Origin of the sequence: Burkholderia catarinensis (assembly GCF_001883705.2) — a bacterium.
Classification (GTDB): domain Bacteria; phylum Pseudomonadota; class Gammaproteobacteria; order Burkholderiales; family Burkholderiaceae; genus Burkholderia; species Burkholderia catarinensis.
Genome location: NZ_MDEQ02000006.1, coordinates 115,863 through 137,281 on the forward strand (window position 1 = coordinate 115,863; position 21,419 = coordinate 137,281).

A 21,419-nucleotide genomic window follows, 5' to 3' on the forward strand; every position below is an offset into this window, starting at 1 on the left:
CGCCCGCAACCCATTGATTCATATAGCCAGTTCGTCAATTCCGGTAGGGTTCGATGTCGGGTTCTCAGCCCGGCCGCGGCGATGTGCCGCCCGCCTCGAATCCCGCCTCCCCCACGCGTTACGCCAGACGTAACGCCCGTAACGTCGCCCGCCGATGCTACGTAACAATTCTTCAATATTGCTCCCCCCCCTTATTTACCCGTTCCGCGCCTGTCGTTAAAAATTCTTTTAAATTCAAGGCCGCCACGCCACCTGCGCCGGTTCCATCCCCCGTCGACACGTGACTATCCTCCCCCTGGCCCGGAAGTTGCAGCACAGGACCCGCAAACACTCCTTTAAGGACATGCGAGGGCCACCATGGATTGCAAATACCTGTACATCGACAACATAAAAATCAACTTCGTGCGCCGCACGATCGAAATCGACAACAAAATCGTTGACGTTACGCCGCGCGAATTCGACGTCGTCGAATTCCTGCTCGACAACATGAACAAGATCGTGCCGCGGCAGGCAATCCAGGAAGCCGTGTGGGGCCGTGAGCTCGGCGTGTCGTCGCGCACGCTCGACACCCATATCTCGCGGATCCGTTCGAAGCTGCAGCTCGACTACGACAAGAACCTGCGGATCATCCCGATCTACGCGGTCGGCTATCGCCTGGTGCTGTTCGGTGCGGCGATGACGCACGTCGAGCGCCACGAAGCCACGCCGATCCTGCGCGCGGCGCCGCAAGCCGTGATGGCCGCCGACTACGCCTGACGATTCACCCGCGCGCCGCCCGCTCGCGGCCCGCCCGTCGGGCGCGGCCTGCATGCCGCCCGGCCCGCCAGCCAGTCGCGACCCGACCGCCGCCTCCGGGCGGCGGTTGCTTTTGGCCGCCGGCCGCCGCGCAACCCCGCCGCCACGCTTCGTAGCGCCCCGCTCCCGCCGTCGCCGCACGATGCGCACGACTACGGATTCCGGCGCGGCACACGGCCATTGCCGTCCCTACAATCGACGCAGCAGCCGGGCGCCCCTCCGCGCCACCGGCCCCACAACAACCCGTCGAACCAACGCCGAATCCGCCCCGATCCCGCCGTGCCTGCGCTGTTCCTGACGAATGCCGACGCCGGCGACGCCGCGAACCGGGCCATGCCCGCCGCTTCCGTGCCGCCCGCCGCTGCGCCGGCCGCGGTCGCGCTCGACGCGTCGCCCTACCTGCCGCGCCTGTCCGCCGCCGCCGCGCGCGGGCTGTCGCACGCGTACGGCGCGACGGGCGCCGTCCCGGTCACGCTCGGCGAACAGGCATACGAAGTGCGCTGGCGCGTCGACGCCGAGCCGGCCGCCGATGCGCATGCGTACCGCTTCGTCGTCGGTCCGGCCACCGGCACGCTGTGGATCGATCCGGTCGCGGAAACGGAATGGCTCGGCGACGCGGCCGATCCGGCCGTGCCGGCCGTGATCCGCGCGGCGCTGCTCGCCGATCTGTGCACGCCGCTCGCGGCCGTGCTGCAGGCCGCGACGCGGCAGCGCGTGGAACTGCTGCCGCCGCCCGAAAGCGTGCCCGCATGGCGCGCGTCGCCGGCCGCGCTGCGCTTCGAGCTGCGGCGCGCCGACGCCGCATGGCGCTGCCACGGCGCGCTGCTGTTCGACGCGCCGGATGCGCTGGCCGTGTTCTTCGCGGCCGCGCCGGCCGCGCTCGCCGACGCGCGCGCGGCCTACGCGAACCTGCCCGTGCCGCTCGTGTTCGAGATCGGCCGCACCGAGCTGACGACGGCCGAACTGGCCGATGTCGTCGGCGGCGACATCATCGCGATCGAGCGCTGGCAGGCGCACGAGCAGAACCTGCTGTGCGTCGCGCGGCTGCCGGCCGCGCCGGCATGGGAGATCACCGGACGGCCGTCGGGCAGCCGGCTGACCGTCGAACGAATCAGGGAGATGCCTTTGGAACCGAACCGCACCGACACCGCGCCCGCAACGACGCACGACGCGCCGCCCGCCGATGCGCCACGCACGCTCGACGGCCTCGCGGTCGACCTGCGCTTCGAGCTGCCGCCCACGTCGATGCCGCTCGGCGAACTGGGCGCGCTGCAGCCGGGCGCCGTGATCGAGCTGCAGCAAGGCATCAACCAGAGCGTGATTCATCTCGTCGCGAACGGAATGTTGATCGGCACCGGGCACCTGATCGCGGTCGGCCAGAAGCTCGGCGTGCGCGTCGTCACGCTGACGCAACCCGTGCCGCGCGAGCGCTGAGCGATGGGCAACCTGCCGAATCCGGTCGCGCTGATCGCGGTGATCGCCGCGCTCGGCATCGCGCCGTTCGCCGCGCTGATGGTGACGAGCTACACGAAGCTCGTGGTCGTGCTCGGCCTGTTGCGCTCCGCGCTCGGGATCCAGCAGGTGCCGCCGAACCTGGTGCTGAACGGCATCGCGCTGATCCTGTCGCTGTTCATCATGGCGCCCGTCGGGATGTCGATCCGCGACGCGCTGCAGGCGCGCCATTTCGATGCGTCGGGACAACTGTCGACCGCCGACGTCGGCGCGCTCGTCGATGCCGCGCTGCCGCCGATCAAGGATTTCCTGGTGTCGCACACGCGGCAGCGCGACCGCGAATTCTTCGTGCACACCGCAACGTCGGTCTGGCCGAAGAACCGCGCGGACGGCATGAAGGACGACGACCTGCTCGTGCTGGTGCCGAGCTTCACGCTCGCCGAGCTGACGAAGGCGTTCCAGATCGGCTTCGTGATCTATATCGTGTTCATCGTCGTCGACCTGCTGGTCGCGAACATCCTGCTCGCGCTCGGGATGCAGATGATCTCGCCGACGACGATCTCGGTACCGTTCAAGCTGCTGCTGTTCGTCGCGCTCGACGGCTGGGCGCTGCTCGTGCACGGGCTCGTGCTGTCGTACCGCGTCGCGGGCGCGGGATGAATGCGCGCGGCCTGCGCACCGCCGCCGCGTGCCTGTGCACGCTGGCCGCGCTCGCGCTGGCCTGCATGCCGCCGCGTATCGCGCAGGCGGCCGGCGGCAGCGGCGCCGGTTTCGCGCAACTCGCGCGCGCGTGCGCGCCGAACGTCGACACCGATACGCTCGCCGCGCTCGTACGCACCGAGTCGGGCTTCAATCCATATGCGATCGGCGTGGTCGGCGGCCACCTGACGCGCCAGCCCGCGTCGCTCGACGAGGCGCGCGCGACCGCGCGCGAACTCTCGTCGCGCGGCTTCAGCTACAGCGTCGGCCTCGCGCAGGTGAACGAGCGCAATTTCGCGAAATACGGGCTAGACGAAGCGACGATGTTCGAGCCATGCCGCAACCTGCAGGCCGGCGGCGCGATCCTGACCGAATGCTTCACGCGCTCGTCGGGCAACGGCCGCGCCGCGCAGGCCGCGTTGCGCGCGGCGCTGTCGTGCTACTACAGCGGCAACTTCACGACCGGCTTCTCGAGCGGCTATGTGAGCCGCGTCGTCGCAAGTGCGCAGCGCAATGCGCGCGAAGGCGGCGTCGAACCGATTCCCGTCGTGAGCGACACGCCGCCGCCCGAGCGCCAACGGCGCATGGCCGCGGTCGCCGCCACGCCGCCCGAGCCCGCGCGCCGGCTGGCATCGCCCGCCGCGTCCGCCGATGCGCCGTCGTGTCATGCGCGCCCGGTGGTGATGATGTGCCGCGGGCTGCCGGCGAACCAGGCGAAGCGGCTGTGCGTGCGGTGTCTCGACCAGCAGTAAGCCCGTGCCCGCGATCCCGCCCACTTGCCGATCGGCACGCCGCTCGTCGTCGGCTGAAGGCCGGCCCGCCGCGCGCCATCGCCGGCGGGCGTGACGATTCCGTCACCCCGCCCGCTGCGCCTCCAGCCACGCCTGGAACATCAGCACCGTCCACAGCTGGTGCTGCCAGTTCATCCGGCCCGTCTGGTGCTGCCGCCACAGGCGCTCGACCGCCGCCGCGTCGAAGAAACCCTCCTCGCGCAAGCGCGACGGCCGCAGCAGCGCTTCGGCCCAGTCGCGCAGCGAGCCGCGCAGCCAGTGGTCGACGGGCGCGCAGAAGCCCTGCTTCGGCCGGTCGATCAGCGCGGACGGCACGTACCGGTCGAGCAGCCGGCGCAGCAGCGCCTTCGACTGCCCTTCCGGCAAGCGCACCGCCGCCGGCACCCGCCACGCGAATTCGACGACGTGATGATCGAGGAACGGCATGCGCGTTTCGAGGCTGACGGCCATCGCCGCGCGATCGACCTTCGCGAGGATGTCGGTCGGCAGGTACGTGAGCGTGTCGATCGCCATCGCCTGCTCGGCGAAGCTCAGGTGCGCGGGCCACGCGGACACCGTATCGAGCGGCGTCGGCGGCTCCTGCCCCGACAGCGCGATGCGCTCGGGATGATGCACCGACGACATCAGCAACCGGTACAGCCCGATGCGGCTCTCCGCCGTCATCACGTGGCCGAGCTTGTGCAGGCGATCGCCGATGCGCGACGCCGATTCGCGGGCCTCAACGCCGCCCCACGCCCCCTGCGCGACGGCCGCGAGCTGGTCCGCGTGATCGGGCCGCAACGCATGCAGCGCGGCGGCAATCCGCGCGCGCACGGCGGCCGGCACGCGATGCAGCTTGCGCCACAGGCGCGGCGTCAGGAAGTAGCGCGTATAGCCGCCGAACAGCTCGTCGCCGCCGTCGCCGGACAGGCTCACCTTCACGTGCCGGCGCGTCATTTCCGACACGAGAAAGGTCGGGATCTGCGACGCATCGGAGAATGGCTCGTCGTAGATCGACGGCAGCTTCGGCACGACGTCGAGCGCATGGTCGGCCGTCACGTAGAGCTCGGTATGGCGCGTGCCGAGATGGCGCGCGACGGCTTTCGCGTAACCGGCTTCGTCGTAGCCGGCTTCATGAAAGCCGATCGTAAACGTATCGACCGGCGTCGCCGATTGCGCCTGCATCAGCGCGACGATCGCCGACGAATCGACGCCGCCCGACAGGAACGCGCCGAGCGGCACGTCGGCTTCCATCTGCCGCGCGACGGCCTGGCGCAGGATCGTGTCGAGCTGCCCGACGGCCTCGTCGGCGCTGCCCTCGAACGGCTGCGCGCGACCGTCCTCGATCGCCTGTTCGAGCGTCCAGTACGCGCGCGGGCGCGGCGTGTCGCGCGCATGCTCGAACTGGATATACGTGCCGGGCGGCAGCTTGTGGATACCGCGGTAGATCGTGTAAGGCGCGGGTACGCTCGACTGGCGCAGGTACAGGCACAGCGCGTCGCGGTCGACCGTGCCGTCGAAGCCCGGATAGCCGCGCAGCGCCTTCAGCTCGGACGCGAACACGAGCGCGTCGCCGATCCGGCCGTAGTAGAGCGGCTTCTCGCCGATCCGGTCGCGCGCGAGCGTCAGCACCCGCGACTCGCGATTCCACAGCGCGAACGCGAACATGCCGGTCGCGCGCCGCAACGTTGCCTCGACACCCCACGCGACGATCGCCGCGATCAGCACCTCGCTGTCGGAGTGGCCGCGCCACGCCGGTGCGCGCCCCGCGCGCTCGAGCTCCGCGCGCAGTTCGCGATGGTTGTAGATTTCGCCGTTGAAGACCATGACGTAGCGGCCGCACGCAGATGCCATCGGCTGTCGGCCGTGCACCGACAGGTCGACGATCGCCAGCCGCCGGTGGCCGAGCGCAATGCCGGCTTCCGGGTCGACCCAGATCCCCTGCCCGTCCGGCCCGCGATGCGCGAGGCTCGCCGTCATGCGCGCGAGCGTGCCGCGCGCTGTCTCCTCATCGATGGCGACGCTATTCAAAAAGCCGTCGATTCCGCACATTTGATTTGTCTGCCCCTGTTGACCTGTTCCGTCACGCACGGCACAACCTCGCGGCCCGCCGTCCGGCGTGACCGGTCGGGCCATATTACGAAGAAATAAATCAGCAATAATTCACCGGTGAATGCCGACCACCGCCGAAAAAAAATTGTCGTCAAGCGCCGTGAGCGCATGATCGCGCAACGGGGTCATATCAGATCGGGGCGGATGGCAGGCCCGGCCTGCGGAGTGGAAAAAAGGGCAGCATGCCGGCGGGTCCGCCGCGACGCATGTCACCCCGCGCCGGTCGCCCATTTCAGCAACTGCGCGACCTCGCGGAAATGCTGCGGCTGGATCGTGCCGTTCTCGGGCGTCGTCTCGTACAGCGCCTGCGCGAGCCCGACGTTCGCGAGCGTCGGGCGCAGCGCGTCGCGGGCGAGCCGCACGATCCGCTCGGCCGCGTCGCCCTCGCCGCGCGCGAGCACCCACGGCAGCGAACCTATCCCGCCGTAGTAGAGCGCGACCGCGACGCGCGGCGAATAGACGACCACCGACGCGTAGCCGATCCGGTCGGGCAGCGACGCGAACTGCGCTTCGCGCGCGAGCTGCCGGCGCTTCGCCTCGATATGCGGATCGCCTTCGTCCTCCTTGTGCTCGCGCCGCACTTCGTCGATCGACATCTTCATCTTCTGGTTGAACTCGTGCCGCTGGTGCACGATGTCGATCAGCGCCATCACGATGTAGATCAGCGCGGCCCACCCGAACAGCAGCATCAGCAGCTTCACGATCAGCGCGAGAATCGAGATCGGCCGCGTGAAGCCCGACTGCACGGACGGATCGAGCGACTCGACGATCAGCCAGCCGAGCGTCGCGACGAGCAGCGCCGTCTTCAGCAGCATCTTCGCGAGATTGACGAGGTTGCGCAGCGACCACAGATTCTTCATCCCCTCGGCCGGGTTGAGCCGCGACAGCTGCGGCACGAGGCGGCTCCACGCCATCACGCCGCCCACCTGCACGAAACCCGCGAGCAGCCCCGCCAGCAGCCCGGCCGCGACGATCTGCGCGGACAGCGTCGCCCAGTCGCGCGCGGCGCCGTCGATCAGCACCGCGAGCCGCGCGGACGGATCGGCCGCGCCGACCGCGTCGAACACCAGACGGAACAGCGCCTGCAGCCGCGCGAACAGCGAACCGATGCCCACCGCGAGCGCAACGCAAACGCCGACGAAGAACGCCGACGAAACCGTTTCCGCGCTTTTCGGCACATCGCCTTTCTCGCGCGCCTCGCGCAGGCGCTTCGCGGTCGGCATCTGGTCCTTTTCGGCCATGTCGGCTCCGGTGCGCTCAGCCGCCGCCGTGCGCGGCGAACAGCGCGCGCAACAGCGCCATCAGCCCGCTGTCGGGGCTCAGCAGCGAATGCAGCGACGCGTACACCACCGGCAGGAACAGCATCATCATCAGCAGCGCGAGCGCGCTCTTCAGCGGCTGCGAGAACACGAAGATGTTGAGCTGCGGCACCGCGCGCCCGACGAGGCCGACGCCGAGCTCGACGAGCACCAGCACGATCGTGACCGGCGCGGCGAGCTTCACCATCCATTCGAAGATCGTGTCGGTCTGCCGCACGACGAAGGTCTGCAGCATCGACGAGAAATCGGGGCCGAGCGAGCCGATCGGCCACCATGCGTACGACTGCGCGAACAGTTGCACGAGCACCTGCAATCCGCCCGCCGTGACGAACAGCGCGATCGCGACGAAATTGAGGAAGCCCGAGGTCGGGCCGCCTTCGTGCCCGCCCATCGGATCGAAGAACGCGGCGCTGCCGCTGCCGGTCTGGAAATCGATCAGGTAGCCGACGCCCTGGATCGCGAACAGCACCGCGCTGAACGCGCCCGCGAGCAGCATGCCGACCACCGCCTCCTTCGCGACGAGCAAGCACCACATCAGGAACGGCAGCGCGGCCACCTGCGCGGCGTCGATCGCCGGCGCGACGAACGCGGCGATCACGACCGCGATCCCGTTGCGCACGAGGCCCGTGATGATCTGCTCGTTGAACACCGGCACGACGAACATGATCGGCAACAGGCGCGGCATCACATAGAGCAGCGGCCGCAGCATGCCGGCGACGTCGTTGAAACCCGCGGCCTGGTCTAGCATCGGCGCTCCGCGGCGGCAGGCGGTGCGCTATCGTCGGCATCGTCGGCCGGAGCGGCCGAGTCGTTCGGGTCGGCCACGCCGTTTTCCGCATCGGCCGGCTGCGCGGCCATCTCGGCATCGAACGCGGCGGCCGCTTCGGGCTGCGCGGCCGCGTGGCCGCCCGCGTCACCCGAGCCGCCCGCCGCGGCCCCGGCCGCCCATGCGCCGGCCGTCGCGAAGCGCCGCACCGCGTAGCCGTCCGCGACTTCGTCGGCATCGCGCTCGACCCGCGCGGCGCGCGCGTGCAGCGCCTTCTCGCCGGCCTTCTCCAGCTTGTCCTCGGCGGCCTTCGCCTTGCGCGCGGCACGCTGCAGGTCGGCGAGCGTCGCCTCGTGGCCGCGGTGCACGTGCGCGGCCTCGCTCACCGACGCATTCGCGGTGCCGATGTGCCGGTCGAAGGTGCGCGTGTCGGCCGCCGCGTTCTGCAGCGCGCGCGCTTCGCGCACGTCGTCGGCGAGCCGCGTCTGGATCGCGGCCTTCGCCGCGACCTGCTGCGCGAGTTGCGCCTGCGCGGCGGCAAGCGCATGACGGCTCTGCGCGGCGATGCCCTGCTGGCGCGCGGCCGCGACGCGCGCGATCTGGCTGCGCATCTCGCGCACGCGCTTCAGGCGCGCGAGCGTCGCGAGCACGAGGCGATCGTCGGCTTCAGACATGATCGTTCGCCAGCTTCGTCAGCTTCGCGAGCAGCGCGTCGAAGCGCACGTCCTCGTCCGACGCCTGCGCGCAGAACGCGCCGATCGCGTCGCGCGCGCGCAGCGCGAGATCGCCGAGCCGGTCGCTGCCTTCGCGATACTCGCCGATCTGCACGAGCAGCTCGATCTCCTGGTACTTCGCGATCAGCTCGCGCACGCGCGCGGCCGCATGCTGGTGCGCGCGGCCGGCGACGAGCGGCATCACGCGCGACAGGCTCGCGAGCACGTCGATCGCCGGATAGCGGTTCGCGAGCGCGATCTTGCGCGACAGCACGATATGGCCGTCGAGGATCGAGCGCACTTCCTCGGCGATCGGATCCGATTCCTCGTCGCCTTCGACGAGCACCGTGTAGAGCGCGGTGATCGACCCGCTCGCGCCCTGCCCCGCGCGCTCCAGCAGGCGCGGCAGCACCGCGAACGTCGACGGCGGAAAGCTGCGGCGCGTCGGCGGCTCGCCGCTCGCGAGGCCGACCTCGCGCTGCGCGCGCGCGAAACGCGTCAGCGAATCGACCAGCAGCAGCACGCGCTTGCCCGCATCGCGAAAGTGCTCGGCAATCGCGGTCGCGACCAGTGCGGATTTCACGCGCTCCATCGCAGGACGATCGGACGTCGACACGACGACGATCGAACGTGCGCGCACTTCCGGCGACAGGCTGTGCTCGATGAATTCGCGCACCTCGCGGCCGCGTTCTCCGACGAGCGCGATCACGATCACGTCGGCCTGCGCGCCGCGCGCGATCATCCCGAGCAGCGTACTTTTGCCGACGCCGGACGGCGCGAAGATGCCGACGCGCTGCCCGATGCCGAGCGTCATCAAGCCGTCGATCACGCGCACGCCGGTCGGAAACGGCGTGTCGATCATCTTGCGCGCGAGCGGATTCGGCGGGTCCTGCTGCGTCGACACCCACGCGGCGCCCGTCACGGGCCCGCGATCGTCGAGCGGGCGGCCGAGCCCATCGAGCACGCGGCCGAACAGCCCTTCGCCCACCGGGAATACATGTTCGCGCCCGGACGGCACGACGGTCGTCTCCGGCGACAGGCCGGCCACGTCGCCGAGCGGCGTGAGCAGCGTCGTCTGCCGCGAGAAGCCGACCACCTCGGCGAGCAGCGTCGGCTGGTTCGGCGTGCGCAGCTCGCAGATTTCGCCGAGCCGCGCGCGGATGCCCGTCGCGTTCAGGATCTGCCCGACCGCGTGATTGACGCGGCCCTGCACCGACACCGGCGAGAAGAACGCGAGCCCCGCGTCGAGTTCGCCGACGAGACGGCCGCGATCGAACGGCGCGCCGTCGTCGTCGCTACCGAACGGCTGCGGATCGTCGAGCGGCGCGTTCATCGCGCGGCGCCCTTCAGCGCGTCGCGGCGGATCGCTTGCCGCAGCGCGTCGATCTGCAGGTCGAGGCTCGCATCGATGCGCCCTGACGGCGTCTCGACCGTGCATGCGTGGCGTTCGAGCTGCGCGTCCTCGACGATGCGGATCTTCTGCCGGTTCGACTGCCCCGCGAACGCGCCGTCGAGCGCGTCGCGCATCTCGTCCGTGCGGCCGGGCGCGATGCGCACGATCAGGAACGCCTCGTCGCGCACGAGCGGCGCGATCCGCGCGAGCGCGGCCTCGTACAGCTTCTGCGTGCTCATCTCGCCGACGATCGCGCGCACGGCCTTCACGACGATATCGGCCATCGCATCCTTCATCGTCTCCATCGTGCGCGTGGCGGCGAGCGCCTGCGTGTAGGCCTGCGCGGCCTGCTCGCGCTGCGCGCGGCGCATGCCTTCGTCGTAGCCGGCCGCCTGGCGCTTGTCGAATTCGCGCTGCGCATCCGCGACGATGCGCGCGGCCTCCTCATGCGCGGTCGCGATCACCGCGGACGCGTCGAGCAGCGCCGCGTATTCGCGCTCCTTGAGCACCTTGCGCTCCGACAGCAGCTGCAGGTTGTCGCTCGTGATCAGAAAAGCCAGTCCCATGACGCAAGCCTCTCGGGAATCAGAAACAGGAACATCAGTTCGCCGAACTGATCGCGCTGCGCGCGGTTCAGCCAGTAAGGCGCTTCGTCGTCGATCGCGCGATTGAATTTCAGGCGCGCGCGCCGCGCGACCGCGTCGCCCGCCACGCCGATGAAATCCGCGAGCAGCCGGCCGCCGCGCGCGCGGATCACGGCCGGCAGCGCGACGGGATCGGCACGCCACGGCTCGAGCGTTTCGGCGAGCGCGCCGAATTCCGGCGCGCGTTCGAGCGCGAGTTCCAGCGCGTCGCCGCCCAGCCTCGCCGCGACTTCGGCGCGGATGCGCCGCACGGCCAGCGCGTCGCGCAGCCACGTGCGATGCAGCAGCAGCCCCGCATACGCGGCCAGTTGCTCGAGCGCCGCGCCCGGCAGCAGTGCGAGCCGCGCGCACGGGTTCGCGACGTCGAAGTCGTGCCGGCCGGCCACGCCGTTCGCATCGAGCAGGTGCCGCGCGAGCAGCTTGCGGCCGGCCGCGCCGAACGCGTCCGGCGAACGGTAGCGCGCGGGCCAGTCGGCCGGCACGCGCGTCACGTGCAGATAGCGGTCGGGCCGCAGGTTGAAGTCGCAGACGAGCGCATGAAACGCGACACGGCGTGCCGCGGGCGGCGGCCCGAGCGGCTGCAGCCACGGCAGCGGCGCGGCGTCGGGCATGTCGCCCGGCGGTGGCGCGTGCGGATCGCTCATGCGCCGTCGCGCGCGCCGTCCGGCGTGCGCAGCCCGCCGCCGGACGGCTGCGCGGACGCGCCGCCGGCGCCGTTCGACCCGCGCGGCGCGCCAAGCAGGCCCGCGAGCCGCGCGCCGAACATCCCGCGCCGCGCGGCCGACAGCGCGATCACCGCGCAGGTCAGCAGGATCAGCGCGAACACGAGCCAGCCGAGCGGCGAGCGCAGCCGCACGATATCGGTTACCGCGCTGCCGATCCCGTCCACGCGCGTCGCGCGCGCGGCGGCCGGCTGCAGGAACAGCGACACGTTGTCGTACTGCAGCCCTTCGATGCTGTGCGCGACGAGATCCTTGACCATCGGCGCCATCGCACGCAGGTCGACGCCCGGCCGGTAGCGGATATACACGGCCGCCGACGACGGCTTGATCTTGTCCGCGAGCGGATCGTTCTCCGGAATCACGACCTGCACGCGCGCGACGACCACGCCCTCGACGTCCTGCAGCGTGCGCGACAGGTCCTGCGACACGCCGTACAGGTAGCGCACGCGCTCCTCGGCCGGCGTCGATACGAGGCCCTGCTTCTGGAACAGTTCGCCGAGGCTCGCATAGCTCGGCTTCGGCAGCCCGTTCGCCTGCAGCACCGTGAGCGCCGACTGCATGTCGCCGTCCGCGACGCTCACCAGCCATGCGTTGCGGTCCGACGTGTCGCGCGCGTCGTTGTCCTTCGACGCGCTGATGCCCGCGTCGCCGAGCACCGCGACCATCTGGTTCGCATCGCGCTCCGACAGGCCCGAGTACAGCTCCTTCTGGCACCCGGCCAGCAGCACGAGCAGCCCCGCGAGCAGCGCACGCGCCGCCCGGCTGCGCCACGCATGCGCGCGCGGCGTCGAATCGATCGTCGTCATTGTTTGTCCGCTTCCGTGTGAGTGCGGCCGTATGCGGCACGCGCGCACGCCATCACTCCTGCGTCTTCAGCACCGTATGCGTGAAGCCGTTCGCCGCCTGCGCGACCGACAGGCTCAACTGGTATTCCGAAATCGTGGTGGTCGCCGTCCACTGGAAATCCATCGCCTTCACCATCGTCATCATCGGATCGCTGCGGTTGTCCGCCATCGACGTCAGCATCTCGCTGCGATGCTTGTCGATGTTCGCGTACCGCGTGTCGAGATCGTTGCCGTAGGTGCGCAACCGCTCGACGAGCGACGACTGGTTCGCCTGCGCGGGCGTCATCTGCACGGCCGGCGCCGCATCCGCCGGTGCGCGCGACATCGCGACGCCCGACGCGGACGGCGGCGCGGCCGGCGATGCGCCCGGCTGCATCAGCGCGTCGAACTGGCGCACCTGCGCCGGATCGGACGCCGTGCCCGTTTGCTGCGCGGCGCCCGCGAGCGCGGCCGCGCCCGGCGGCGCCGCGCCTACGCCTGTCACTGACATGTCCATGCCCTCCTTGAGAAGCGGACGCCGGACCGGATGATCGGTCGGGCCCGCCCGGAACGAGCCGGCCGGCACGCGCACAGCCGCCGCCGGGCGCCCTTCGCGGGCAGGCCCGGCGCGCGGCGTCGCACGGCGCGGCCGGCGGCCGGCGTCATGCGCGGCCGGCCGAGCTCAGGTGTTGCGCAACCTGGGCGTTCGCCGTCCCCTCCTGCGCGGTCACCGCGTTGCTGGTTTCGAACGTCGCGGTCGACTGCTGGACCTGGAAGTTGATCTTCGTCAGTTCGAGCTGCGTCTTGGTCAGGTCGTCGGCCTGCTGCTGGACCTGGTTCGTGTTGGTTGCACCACCTGCTGCCTGCGTACCCATGTTGCGCTCCTTAACGTGAACTTCATCCACCTTCCGGCGGCAGCCCCATGCCCCGCCGGCGACGTGAGCCGCCGCACCCTCGCGACGCCCCGCGTAATGCACGCACCGCGCGCCGCGCGATGCGCATGACCTGTCGCGGCGCTAGTGCGCCGCCTCCTTCGATGCGCCTGCCGCCGCGGCACCGGCCGTCGCCGCACCGGCCGCCGCCGCATCCGGCAACAGCGTCGGCCCCGGCACCGGCTGCGCGACCCCGGCCGCCGCGCCGCTCGCGAGCGGCGGCACGGGCGGCGCCGGCGCCTGCTCCGGTGTATTCGACGACGGGCCGCCGAGCGGCATCGTGATGCGCTGGCCGTTGCGCTGGAACACGACTTCGTCCGGGCCGATCGACACGACGGTCGCCCCCTCCTTCAGCCGCGCGCCTTCGAAATAACGGCTGCCGTCGGCCGTCTCGATGTAGCGCTGGTCGCCGTCGCCCGCGAATACGGTCGTGATCTCCGGAATTCCCGCCATCCCGCCGAGCGTCGTCGCCGTGCGCGGCGCGGCCGGATCGGCCTCGGCGTCGCGCACGTGATCGACCACTTCAAGCGCCGGGCGCGCGTCCTTCATGTAGTTGCGGATGCGCGGCTCGATCTGCGCGCGCGCGGCCGCCCCCGTCAGTTCGATCCTGCCGCGGCCGAGATACGCAACCGTCAGCGCCGTATCGCTGAAATAGGTCTGCGCGGTCGCGACCAGATCGCTGACCACGTAGATGTTGCCGAGCGCCGCGTTGTCGACGCCCGCGACGATCTGCGCGACGCGTTCGCGCGCGGCCGGATCGCTCACGTAGCCCGACACGATCACGCCGTCGTCGCGCGGCGCGACGGCCAGCTCCGGATACGCGTGCAGCAGTTGCTGCAGCCGGTGCGTGCGCGCGAGCACCGATTCGTGCTGCCACGGCAGGCGCCCCGACCACGTGACGAAGCCGTAGCCGAGCGCGCCGAGCAGCACGCCGAGCCACAGCGCGACCAGCGCGATCACGAGCCGCCGGCTGCCGAGGCGGCGCAGCCCGCCCGTGAGCCAGCCGAGCCACGCGGCCTCGCGCGCGGCATCCGGCGCGTCGGCTTCGTCGGGCAGCGCGACGCTCGCCTGCGCATGCCGCGCGATGCCGAGCCGGATCGAGCCGACCGTCACGACGTCGTGCGGCGTCATCGAGCGGCGGCCCGCGCCGAGCGGTTCGTCGTTGAACAGCACCGGCGCGCCGGTCGCGCCGCCGTGGTCCTGCACGGTCACCGCGAGCGCGCCGACCTGCAGGCACACCTGTTTCGCGCCGATCTCGCGATCGGGCAGGATCACTTCGCAATCGGCCGCCGTGCCGACCCAGTTCGCGCCGCGCGCGAGCGACATCGTGCGGCCATACATCGGCCCGCTCAGGAAGCACAGGTTCCACGGCGACGCGAGCGCGGCGGCGCCGCCTCCCGCGCCGCCGGGCAATGCGCCGTCGCCGTGCGGGTCAATGATGGTCGTCGACATGGGTGGAAGCTCCTGCGGTCGTCGCCGCCGGCTGCACTGCCGCATCCTTGGGCGGCGGCGGCAGCGCGGGCGGGCCGAACTTCGTGCCGGGCAGCGGCCTCGGCGTCAGCGGCACCGCGACGTCGTTGTCCGGCGGGCGGTACATCGACAGCCCTTCCGGATTGGCCGGCCCGTCGGCGCCCGGGTTCACGGGCGAGCCGTCCGGCGCGTACATCGACGCGGTCGTCACCACGCGCGGCGTCAGCAGGTAGAAACGCTCCATGTGGTTGCCCGACTTGTCGGTGTACTTGAACAGGTTGCCGATCAGCGGAATGTCGGACAGCCAGGGCACGCCGCTCTTGTTCAGCCTCACCTCGTCGTCGTTGAAGCCCGCGATCAGCAGGCTCTTGCCTTCGTCGATCATCGTCTTGGTGACGATGTTGCGCTGCTGGATCACCGGCACGTTCGACACGGCCTGCCCCGGCACGACGTTGCCGTCCTGGATGTCGATCGACATCATCACGCTCTGCGGATTGCCCGACACGGCGGCGGCGTTGCGGATCGCCTCGTCGACGATCATCGGCGTCACCTTGATGCTCGTGCCGGTCGTCACGCTGTACAGCGACGAATCCTGGTAGCCCTGCACCTGCACGTAGAACTGCGTGAGGTTCTCGAGGATCGCCTCGGTGTTGTCGAGCGCGAGCACCTTCGGCTTCGAACGCAACTGCGCCTGCCCCTTCTGCGCGAGCGCGTTCACGCGGGTGAGCAGGTAGTTGCGCAGCGAGCCGCCGATCGACGCGGTCAGCGCGATGCCGGTCGGCAGGAAGGTGCCCGTCTGCCCGGTTTCCGACGTGCCGACGCCGAACGTCAGCGGCGGATTGCCCGCGCCGTTGTACTGCGTGTTGCCGTTCAGCGGGTTCTGGCCGTTGCCGATCTGCACGTCGCCGTGCGTCGTGTGCAGGCGCCAGTCGATCCCGAGGCTGTCGAGCGAATCCTCGTTGATGTCGATGATCGTCACGTTGATCTCGACGATGCGCGGCCGCTCGTCGAGCTGGCTGATCAGCGACTGGTAACGGTACATGTTCTCCGGCAGGTCGCGCACGATCACCGCGTTGATCGCCGGATCGGCGACGATCTGCGGCAGCGTGTCGCCGCCGCCGGCGTTCGCGAACGGCGAGAACCCGCCGCCCGCGCTGCCGTCGCCGGAATAGCCGCCCGCACGCGGGCCGCCGGAGATATCGGGGAAGTCGAGGCGCGGCACCGCGATCGTCAGCCCCGAGCCGAGCTTCACCTGGCGTGCGGCCTGCCCGAGCGGCGTGCTCGACGGCGCCGCGGCCGTGCCGCCGCCCTCCCTGCCGAACAGACGGCGCAGGATCGTCGCGACGCCCGGCACCGTCACTTCCTTGCCCGAGCGGTTGATCGTGAAGTCCGACGCCCAGCCGTACCTCAGCCGGAACGCGCGGATGTCCGCATGCGCGCCGTTCGCCGACGGATCGCCGACCGAGCCGACCGCCTGCCGCACGAGTTCGACATAGCGGCGCGGGCCGGCCACGTACACGCTGTTCGCGCGGTCGTTGATCACGAGCGTGTAGCGCTTGTCCGGAATCTGCATCGCCTGCAGCGCGCGGCCGATTTCGCCGGACACATTCGGCGGGATCGGGATCATCTGCGTCTGCGACTGGTCGGCCGGATCGACATACAGGAACGAGCCGTCGTAGTACCACGTGAGCCCGTAGGTCGAGCAGATCGTGTCGAGCGTCTGCTGCGGCGTGCCCGAGAAGCGGCCGCTGATCACGCCGTCGACCTTCGGGTCGACCACCGCCGTCACGCCCTGCGACGACGCGAGCTCGCGGATGAAGTCGCCGATCCTCTTGCCGTTCGCGACGATCGTGAACGGCTTGTTGCGCCAGCGCAGGTCCGCGGCGCGCGCAGGCTGCGCGGGCGCCATGCACAGCGACGCCGCGAGCAGCGCGGTCGCGCACACGGCAAGCGCGGCCCGTTGCAGGCTGCGCGGTTGAAACCGGATCGAGGCGACGCGTCGACGCATCAAAGAACTCCTGTGGAAGAAACGAACGTGCGTTCCAGCGCCTGCTGCGCGAAGCGCAGCACTTCGCCGCCGAGCCATCCCGACAGCAGCACGAGTGCGATCATCACGGCGATCAGCCGCACCGCGATGCCGATGTTGGCGTCCTGCACCTGCGTGACGGCCTGCAGGATCGCGACGATGAGGCCCGTGACGGTGGCGATCAGCACGATCGGCAGCGACAGCAGCAGCACGAGCATCAGCGCCTGGCGCGTCAGGTCGAGGATCGTCGAGCTCGTCATTGCACGACTCCCGGCACGCGCACGTCGGCGCCCGCGCCGATCGAGCCGTCGTCCGGCGGGTTCTTCACCCAGCCGATCGTGTGCAGCTGCACGTCCTCCTCGACCTCCTGGTACGACAGCACCGCCAGTTCCGGCAGCACGGGCTGCAGGATCGTCTTCACGTAGCGGCGCGCGCCGAGCGCGACCATCACCGCGAGCCGCACGGCGCCCTGCGTATTGCCGTGGCCGCCATGGCCGCCGGCGCCGGCTGCCTGCGCAGCCTGCACGATCGCGCGCACCTGCTCGCCGATGTCCTGCTTGACCGCGCTCGACAGCGCGAGGAAATTGCCCTGCTTCGTGCGCATCACCGCGCTCTCGATCCGCTCCTGCAGGTTCTGCTCGAACAGCACGACCCGCAGCTGGCGCGTCGTGCCCGCATGGCGGTCGGTAATCATCCGGCGCAGGTCGACGCGCACCAGCTCGACCAGCGCGATCACGTCGTCGGGTTCGTTCGGCGCCCACGTGATCAGGCTCTCGAAGATCACGCGCAAATTGCGGATCGGCACCTGCTCGGCGAGCAGCCGGCGCAGCACCTCGGTGATGCGCTGCAGCGGCACCAGCCGCGTCAGCTCGCCCACGAGCTCCGGATGGTCGCGGCGCACGAGATGCACGAGCGCCTGCGTCTCCTGGATGCCCAGCAGTTCGTCCGCGTGCTGGCGCACGATCTGCTCGACGTGCGCGGCGAGCGCGCTTTCGCTCGACAGCCACTTGCCGTCCGGCGCGGCGCCGTCGGGCTTGATCCACAGCGCGGTCGCGAACGGGCCGAACGCCTCGGCCGGCTGGCGCTCCGCGCGCTCGGGCAGCGGCGCGACGCCGTCCCACAGCAGCCAGCCCGGCTTCAGCGCGCCATGCGCGGCGAGTACGTCCTGCAGGTAGATGCGGTACGTGCCGGCCGCAACACCTTCGTCGTCGCTCAGCGTGATGCGTGGGAACACCGTGCCGATGTCCGCGTCGACGCGCGCCTTCGCGCTCGACAGCGCGGCCTGCAGTTGCGCGAGGTTCAGCGTGGTGCGCAAGTCGTCGGACAGCGACACCGCGATCAGCGACGTGACGCCCGCCGCGTGCGACACCTTCGCGGGCTGGCCGTCGTCGGACGAACCGATGCGTCCCGCGACATGAATCAGGTTGAAGCTCGGCGCGGTCGTCTTGCGTTTGAGCTGCGAGAACGCGAACGCGCCGAGGCCGAACGCGATCAGCGCGAACGACCATTTCGGGAAGCCGGGCACGACGAGAAAACCGGTCAGCACGAACGCCGCGATCAGCAGCGCGCGCGGATGCGCGCCCAGTTGCTCGCCGAGCTGTTCGCCGAGCTGGCGCTGCCGCGCATCGCGCGTCGCGACGCGCGTCGTCACGATGCCGGCCGCGATCGACACGAGCAGCGACGGAATCTGCGACGCCATCCCGTCGCCCACCGTCAGGATCGCGTAACGCTGCAGCGCCTCGCCGATATCCATCCCGTGCATCAGCGTGCCGACCGCGATCCCCGCGACGATGTTGATGAACGCGATCACGAGGCCCGCGATCGCGTCGCCCTTCACGAACTTCATCGCGCCGTCCATCGCGCCGTGCATCTGCGATTCCTGCTCGAGCTTCTCGCGGCGCTCGCGCGCTTCGTCGGCGCTGATGATGCCCGCGCGCAAGTCCGCGTCGATGCTCATCTGCTTGCCCGGCATCGCGTCGAGCGAAAAGCGCGCACCGACCTCGGCCACCCGCTCCGACCCTTTCGCGATCACGATGAACTGCACGACGGCGATCACGAGGAACACCACGCCGCCCACCACGACGTTGTTGCCGACCACCAGCCGCCCGAACGCGTCGATCACGTGGCCCGCGTTCGCGTGCAGCAGGATCAGCTTGCACGACGCGATGTTCAGCGCGAGCCGGAACAACGTCGTGAACAGCAGCAGCGCGGGAAACGACGAGAAGCTGACCGCCGACGGCACATAGGTCGACACCGTCAGCAGCACGACGCTCGCGGCGAGATTCAGCGAGATCATCCCGTCGAGCGCGGTCTGCGGCAGCGGCAGGATGAACAGCGCGACGACCGAGACGATGAACGTCGCGAGGAACAGGTCGGCGCGCGGCGACGCGCCCCCGAGACGCCGCCCGGACACGCCGCGGCCGGCGGAAAACAACCGCTGCCAGTCGCGGGGGAGCGCCTTCGGTTCTGCCATCGTGCCGTTGTCCTGTCGTGTTATCGCCGGCTGGCACGGGCAATCCTGCCCCTGCCTCGCGGACCGTTGAATGCGATGAGTGTAGCGACGGGTAACGATGGAAAAAGGGATGCACCTCGTAGCGTGAAAGCGCGTTTCCCGGCGACGATCGGATCGGACTACGAAACCCGGCGGCACGTTCGGGCACGCGTCGCCGGAACCGCTTCCATCGCGCGCCGGGCCGCCGGCGCGCGCGTCAGGTGCGCGTCAGGTCAGGACGGCAGCCGCCGCGCGGCGAGGTACGCGAGCTGCGCGCGGTTCTGCACGTTGAAGAGTTTTTCGAGCGAGCGGATGTGGTGGCCGACCTTGTGCAGCGACGTGCGCAACGCGCTCGCGATCTCCTGGTCGGACAGCCCGTGCACGAGACGGTCGAGCACCTGCTGCTGCTCGTCGCCGAGCGCGAAGCCGCGCATGCGCGCGATGCGCGCCTCGAGGAACGGCAGCGCGACGCGATGCACCGCGAGGCTCACCGACAGCGCGCCGCCAATTACGCGGTCGTCGATCCAGTCGGTGCCGTGCGTCTCCGACGTCACGTTCACCGCGACGCGCAGGTCGAGGCGCGGCGCCGACAGGCCGAAGATCACGCCGCTGTTCATCGCGTGCGCGCGCAGATGGCCGGCGAGCGCCAGCACCTTGCGGTCGCCGCTGCCCTGCGCGGCCGACTCGATCTCGTCGAGCCGCCACGCGACCGGAAAGCCGCTCTGCCGCACCTGCGCGAACCGCGGATCGCTCTCGTACAGCATGCCTTCGATAAACGGCTGCATGAACGTCGCCGGCGCGAGGTCGCGCAGCAGATGCGCGCACAGGATGCGCCGCCCGATCATTTCATAGGCGCCGTAACCGAGCGTGCTGAATCCGATTTGCCGCAATCGCGCATGGCATTGCGTGAAATCGACCGGAGCAAGGTCGGTTTTACCGAATCCGATTTGAATGCCGGTAAGAACGTCGCGCTCGATTGCCTGATATTCGTTCGAATAAGCGGCAGCGGCCGTTATATCGGCTTGTGAGAACCACTCGACGCGTGGTGCGCCGTCAGCATGTGTCATGAGGAGCCCGCCCTTTCCCAATATGTGAAACTGCGCCCCGTCACGATCTGGTCTTTTCTTTATGATTTTCTGGTCATCGTTATATGCGTGCGAATATGAAACTTTCGCCGCAATTAGTATTACGGCATATTACGCGTACACAGGCATTTTTGTACAATGCCCCCGCGTTTCGTCAGGGATGACGATCGGCGCATATCAAAACGAAGCTCGATCGCACCGCCGCGAATGCCGTGAACGATACGGCCGCCGCCAGGCGATGCGCGTCGATTCCGAGGGATGTCTCATGTCCGATATTGCATTGCATGAAGAAGCGGTCGCCCCAAGCTTTTCCCGCCCGCCGCGCGGGTTGAACACATGCGCGGATGCGCTGCGGGAGCGTACCGTGCAGGTCGTCTGGTGCGACGACGTGAAGCGCGGCGACGTCACGCAGCCGCACGCGCCGAAGCTCGGCGTCGCCGATACGCTCGCGGATGCGCAGAGCACGGCCGAGCGCAACCGGATCGTCGCGAGCCTGCTGCACCTCACGGGCTTCTCGACGTTCGCGTACTTCGCGCTCGAATTCGCGCGCGAACGTGTCGAAAGTCTCTACCTGCACGAAGCGTTCACGCCGGCCACCTATCGCGGCGACTACGTGCGGCACAACCATCACGACGTCGATCCGCGCACGCTCGGCGCACGCGTAGGCAACATGCCGATCGTATGGGACCTGCAGCAGTTGCGCCGCGAGCATCGCGAACGCGGCGACGGCCCGCGCGTGAGCCCGGCCGCGCTCGACGGCTTCCTGCAGACGATGCAGGACGACGGGATGTGCAGCGGCATCATGTATTCGATGGCCGTTCCCGGCACGCGGCTGCATGCGTTCACGAGCTTCACCGCGCCGCGCCGCACGCGCGAATGGATCACGCCGGCGACGATCGAGCAGGCGCTGTCGATCGGGCTGTCGGTGCACAAGTTCGCGTCGCCGCAACTGATCTCGACGTCGCGCGAGCGTGCGGTGAACGGGCTCACGCCGTTCGAGCAGGAACTGCTGCTCGGCATTGCCGAAGGCGCATCCGACAAGGAGATCGGCCGGCGCCTCGACACCAGCGCGCACAACGTCGACTATCACCTGCGCAAACTGCGCAAGCGCTTCGGCGTCGCGAACCGGATCCAGCTCACGTACCTGACGTCGAAGCTCGAGCTGATCTGACGGCGGCGCATCGCTGCTTCCGGAAAACGGACGCG

At 69.8% G+C, this 21,419-nt stretch carries 20 protein-coding genes; 5 read left to right on the plus strand and 15 right to left on the minus strand.

Annotated features, from left to right (window positions below):
* Positions 1–357: 357 nt before the first annotated feature.
* The 4 genes from BFF94_RS11500 (at position 358) to BFF94_RS11515 (ending at position 3,698) form a co-directional block, all read left to right on the plus strand.
* Entirely contained in the window at positions 358–756 is a 399-nt protein-coding gene (locus BFF94_RS11500) for a winged helix-turn-helix domain-containing protein (protein WP_128842959.1), read from the plus strand.
* A 318-nt stretch (positions 757–1,074) separates the two neighbouring features.
* On the plus strand, positions 1,075–2,229 hold the full coding sequence (sctQ, locus tag BFF94_RS11505) for a type III secretion system cytoplasmic ring protein SctQ (protein WP_219139345.1): 1,155 nt from the start codon (positions 1,075–1,077) through the stop codon (positions 2,227–2,229).
* 3 nt (positions 2,230–2,232) lie between these two features.
* Entirely contained in the window at positions 2,233–2,907 is a 675-nt protein-coding gene (sctR, locus tag BFF94_RS11510) for a type III secretion system export apparatus subunit SctR (RefSeq protein ID WP_128849306.1), read from the plus strand.
* A complete protein-coding gene (locus BFF94_RS11515; protein WP_219139346.1) occupies positions 2,904–3,698 on the plus strand; it encodes a lytic transglycosylase domain-containing protein in 795 nt (264 codons plus the stop codon). Before sctR ends, BFF94_RS11515 begins: the two co-directional genes overlap by 4 nt.
* A 102-nt stretch (positions 3,699–3,800) precedes the next feature.
* On the opposite strand, the gene asnB is transcribed toward BFF94_RS11515, so the two are convergent.
* The 15 genes from asnB to BFF94_RS11590 form a co-directional block, all read right to left on the minus strand.
* Positions 3,801–5,768, minus strand: a complete 1,968-nt coding sequence (gene asnB / locus BFF94_RS11520; protein WP_219139347.1) for an asparagine synthase (glutamine-hydrolyzing) — start codon at positions 5,766–5,768, stop codon at positions 3,801–3,803.
* A 269-nt stretch (positions 5,769–6,037) separates the two neighbouring features.
* Positions 6,038–7,069 carry an EscU/YscU/HrcU family type III secretion system export apparatus switch protein gene (locus tag BFF94_RS11525; RefSeq protein ID WP_219139348.1) on the minus strand — a complete coding sequence of 344 codons (1,032 nt, stop codon included), beginning with the start codon at positions 7,067–7,069 and terminating at the stop codon, positions 6,038–6,040.
* Between the two features lie 16 nt (positions 7,070–7,085).
* Entirely contained in the window at positions 7,086–7,895 is an 810-nt protein-coding gene (sctT, locus tag BFF94_RS11530) for a type III secretion system export apparatus subunit SctT (RefSeq protein WP_128847181.1), read from the minus strand.
* On the minus strand, positions 7,889–8,587 hold the full coding sequence (locus tag BFF94_RS11535) for a hypothetical protein (protein WP_219139349.1): 699 nt from the start codon (positions 8,585–8,587) through the stop codon (positions 7,889–7,891). The genes sctT and BFF94_RS11535 overlap by 7 nt, the downstream gene beginning before the upstream one ends.
* Positions 8,580–9,959 carry a FliI/YscN family ATPase gene (locus tag BFF94_RS11540; RefSeq protein ID WP_219139350.1) on the minus strand — a complete coding sequence of 460 codons (1,380 nt, stop codon included), beginning with the start codon at positions 9,957–9,959 and terminating at the stop codon, positions 8,580–8,582. The genes BFF94_RS11535 and BFF94_RS11540 overlap by 8 nt, the downstream gene beginning before the upstream one ends.
* Positions 9,956–10,585 (minus strand): type III secretion system stator protein SctL, encoded by a 630-nt coding sequence (sctL, locus tag BFF94_RS11545; RefSeq protein ID WP_027781117.1) that lies wholly within the window; start codon positions 10,583–10,585, stop codon positions 9,956–9,958. Before sctL ends, BFF94_RS11540 begins: the two co-directional genes overlap by 4 nt.
* Complete coding sequence (locus BFF94_RS11550) at positions 10,567–11,307, minus strand: SctK family type III secretion system sorting platform protein (RefSeq protein ID WP_219139351.1); 741 nt, start codon at positions 11,305–11,307, stop codon at positions 10,567–10,569. The genes sctL and BFF94_RS11550 overlap by 19 nt, the downstream gene beginning before the upstream one ends.
* On the minus strand, positions 11,304–12,191 hold the full coding sequence (gene sctJ / locus BFF94_RS11555; protein WP_219139352.1) for a type III secretion system inner membrane ring lipoprotein SctJ: 888 nt from the start codon (positions 12,189–12,191) through the stop codon (positions 11,304–11,306). The genes BFF94_RS11550 and sctJ overlap by 4 nt, the downstream gene beginning before the upstream one ends.
* Before the next feature lie 52 nt (positions 12,192–12,243).
* Positions 12,244–12,720, minus strand: coding sequence for a hypothetical protein (locus tag BFF94_RS11560; RefSeq protein ID WP_219139353.1), 477 nt, complete (start codon positions 12,718–12,720; stop codon positions 12,244–12,246).
* A gap of 151 nt (positions 12,721–12,871) precedes the next feature.
* Positions 12,872–13,084, minus strand: coding sequence for a hypothetical protein (locus BFF94_RS11565; RefSeq protein ID WP_034180511.1), 213 nt, complete (start codon positions 13,082–13,084; stop codon positions 12,872–12,874).
* 141 nt (positions 13,085–13,225) lie between these two features.
* Positions 13,226–14,593 carry a type III secretion system inner membrane ring subunit SctD gene (sctD, locus tag BFF94_RS11570; RefSeq protein ID WP_219139354.1) on the minus strand — a complete coding sequence of 456 codons (1,368 nt, stop codon included), beginning with the start codon at positions 14,591–14,593 and terminating at the stop codon, positions 13,226–13,228.
* Complete coding sequence (gene sctC, locus BFF94_RS11575; RefSeq protein WP_128843445.1) at positions 14,574–16,619, minus strand: type III secretion system outer membrane ring subunit SctC; 2,046 nt, start codon at positions 16,617–16,619, stop codon at positions 14,574–14,576. Before sctC ends, sctD begins: the two co-directional genes overlap by 20 nt.
* Complete coding sequence (gene sctS, locus BFF94_RS11580; RefSeq protein WP_128843446.1) at positions 16,619–16,897, minus strand: type III secretion system export apparatus subunit SctS; 279 nt, start codon at positions 16,895–16,897, stop codon at positions 16,619–16,621. Before sctS ends, sctC begins: the two co-directional genes overlap by 1 nt.
* Positions 16,894–19,110 carry a type III secretion system export apparatus subunit SctV gene (sctV, locus tag BFF94_RS11585; RefSeq protein WP_128843447.1) on the minus strand — a complete coding sequence of 739 codons (2,217 nt, stop codon included), beginning with the start codon at positions 19,108–19,110 and terminating at the stop codon, positions 16,894–16,896. Before sctV ends, sctS begins: the two co-directional genes overlap by 4 nt.
* Before the next feature lie 251 nt (positions 19,111–19,361).
* Positions 19,362–20,195, minus strand: a complete 834-nt coding sequence (locus BFF94_RS11590; RefSeq protein WP_219139355.1) for a helix-turn-helix transcriptional regulator — start codon at positions 20,193–20,195, stop codon at positions 19,362–19,364.
* A gap of 283 nt (positions 20,196–20,478) precedes the next feature.
* Here BFF94_RS11590 and BFF94_RS11595 point away from each other — a divergent pair, with 283 nt between their 5' ends.
* Entirely contained in the window at positions 20,479–21,384 is a 906-nt protein-coding gene (locus BFF94_RS11595; RefSeq protein WP_128843449.1) for a helix-turn-helix transcriptional regulator, read from the plus strand.
* Positions 21,385–21,419: the final 35 nt, after the last annotated feature.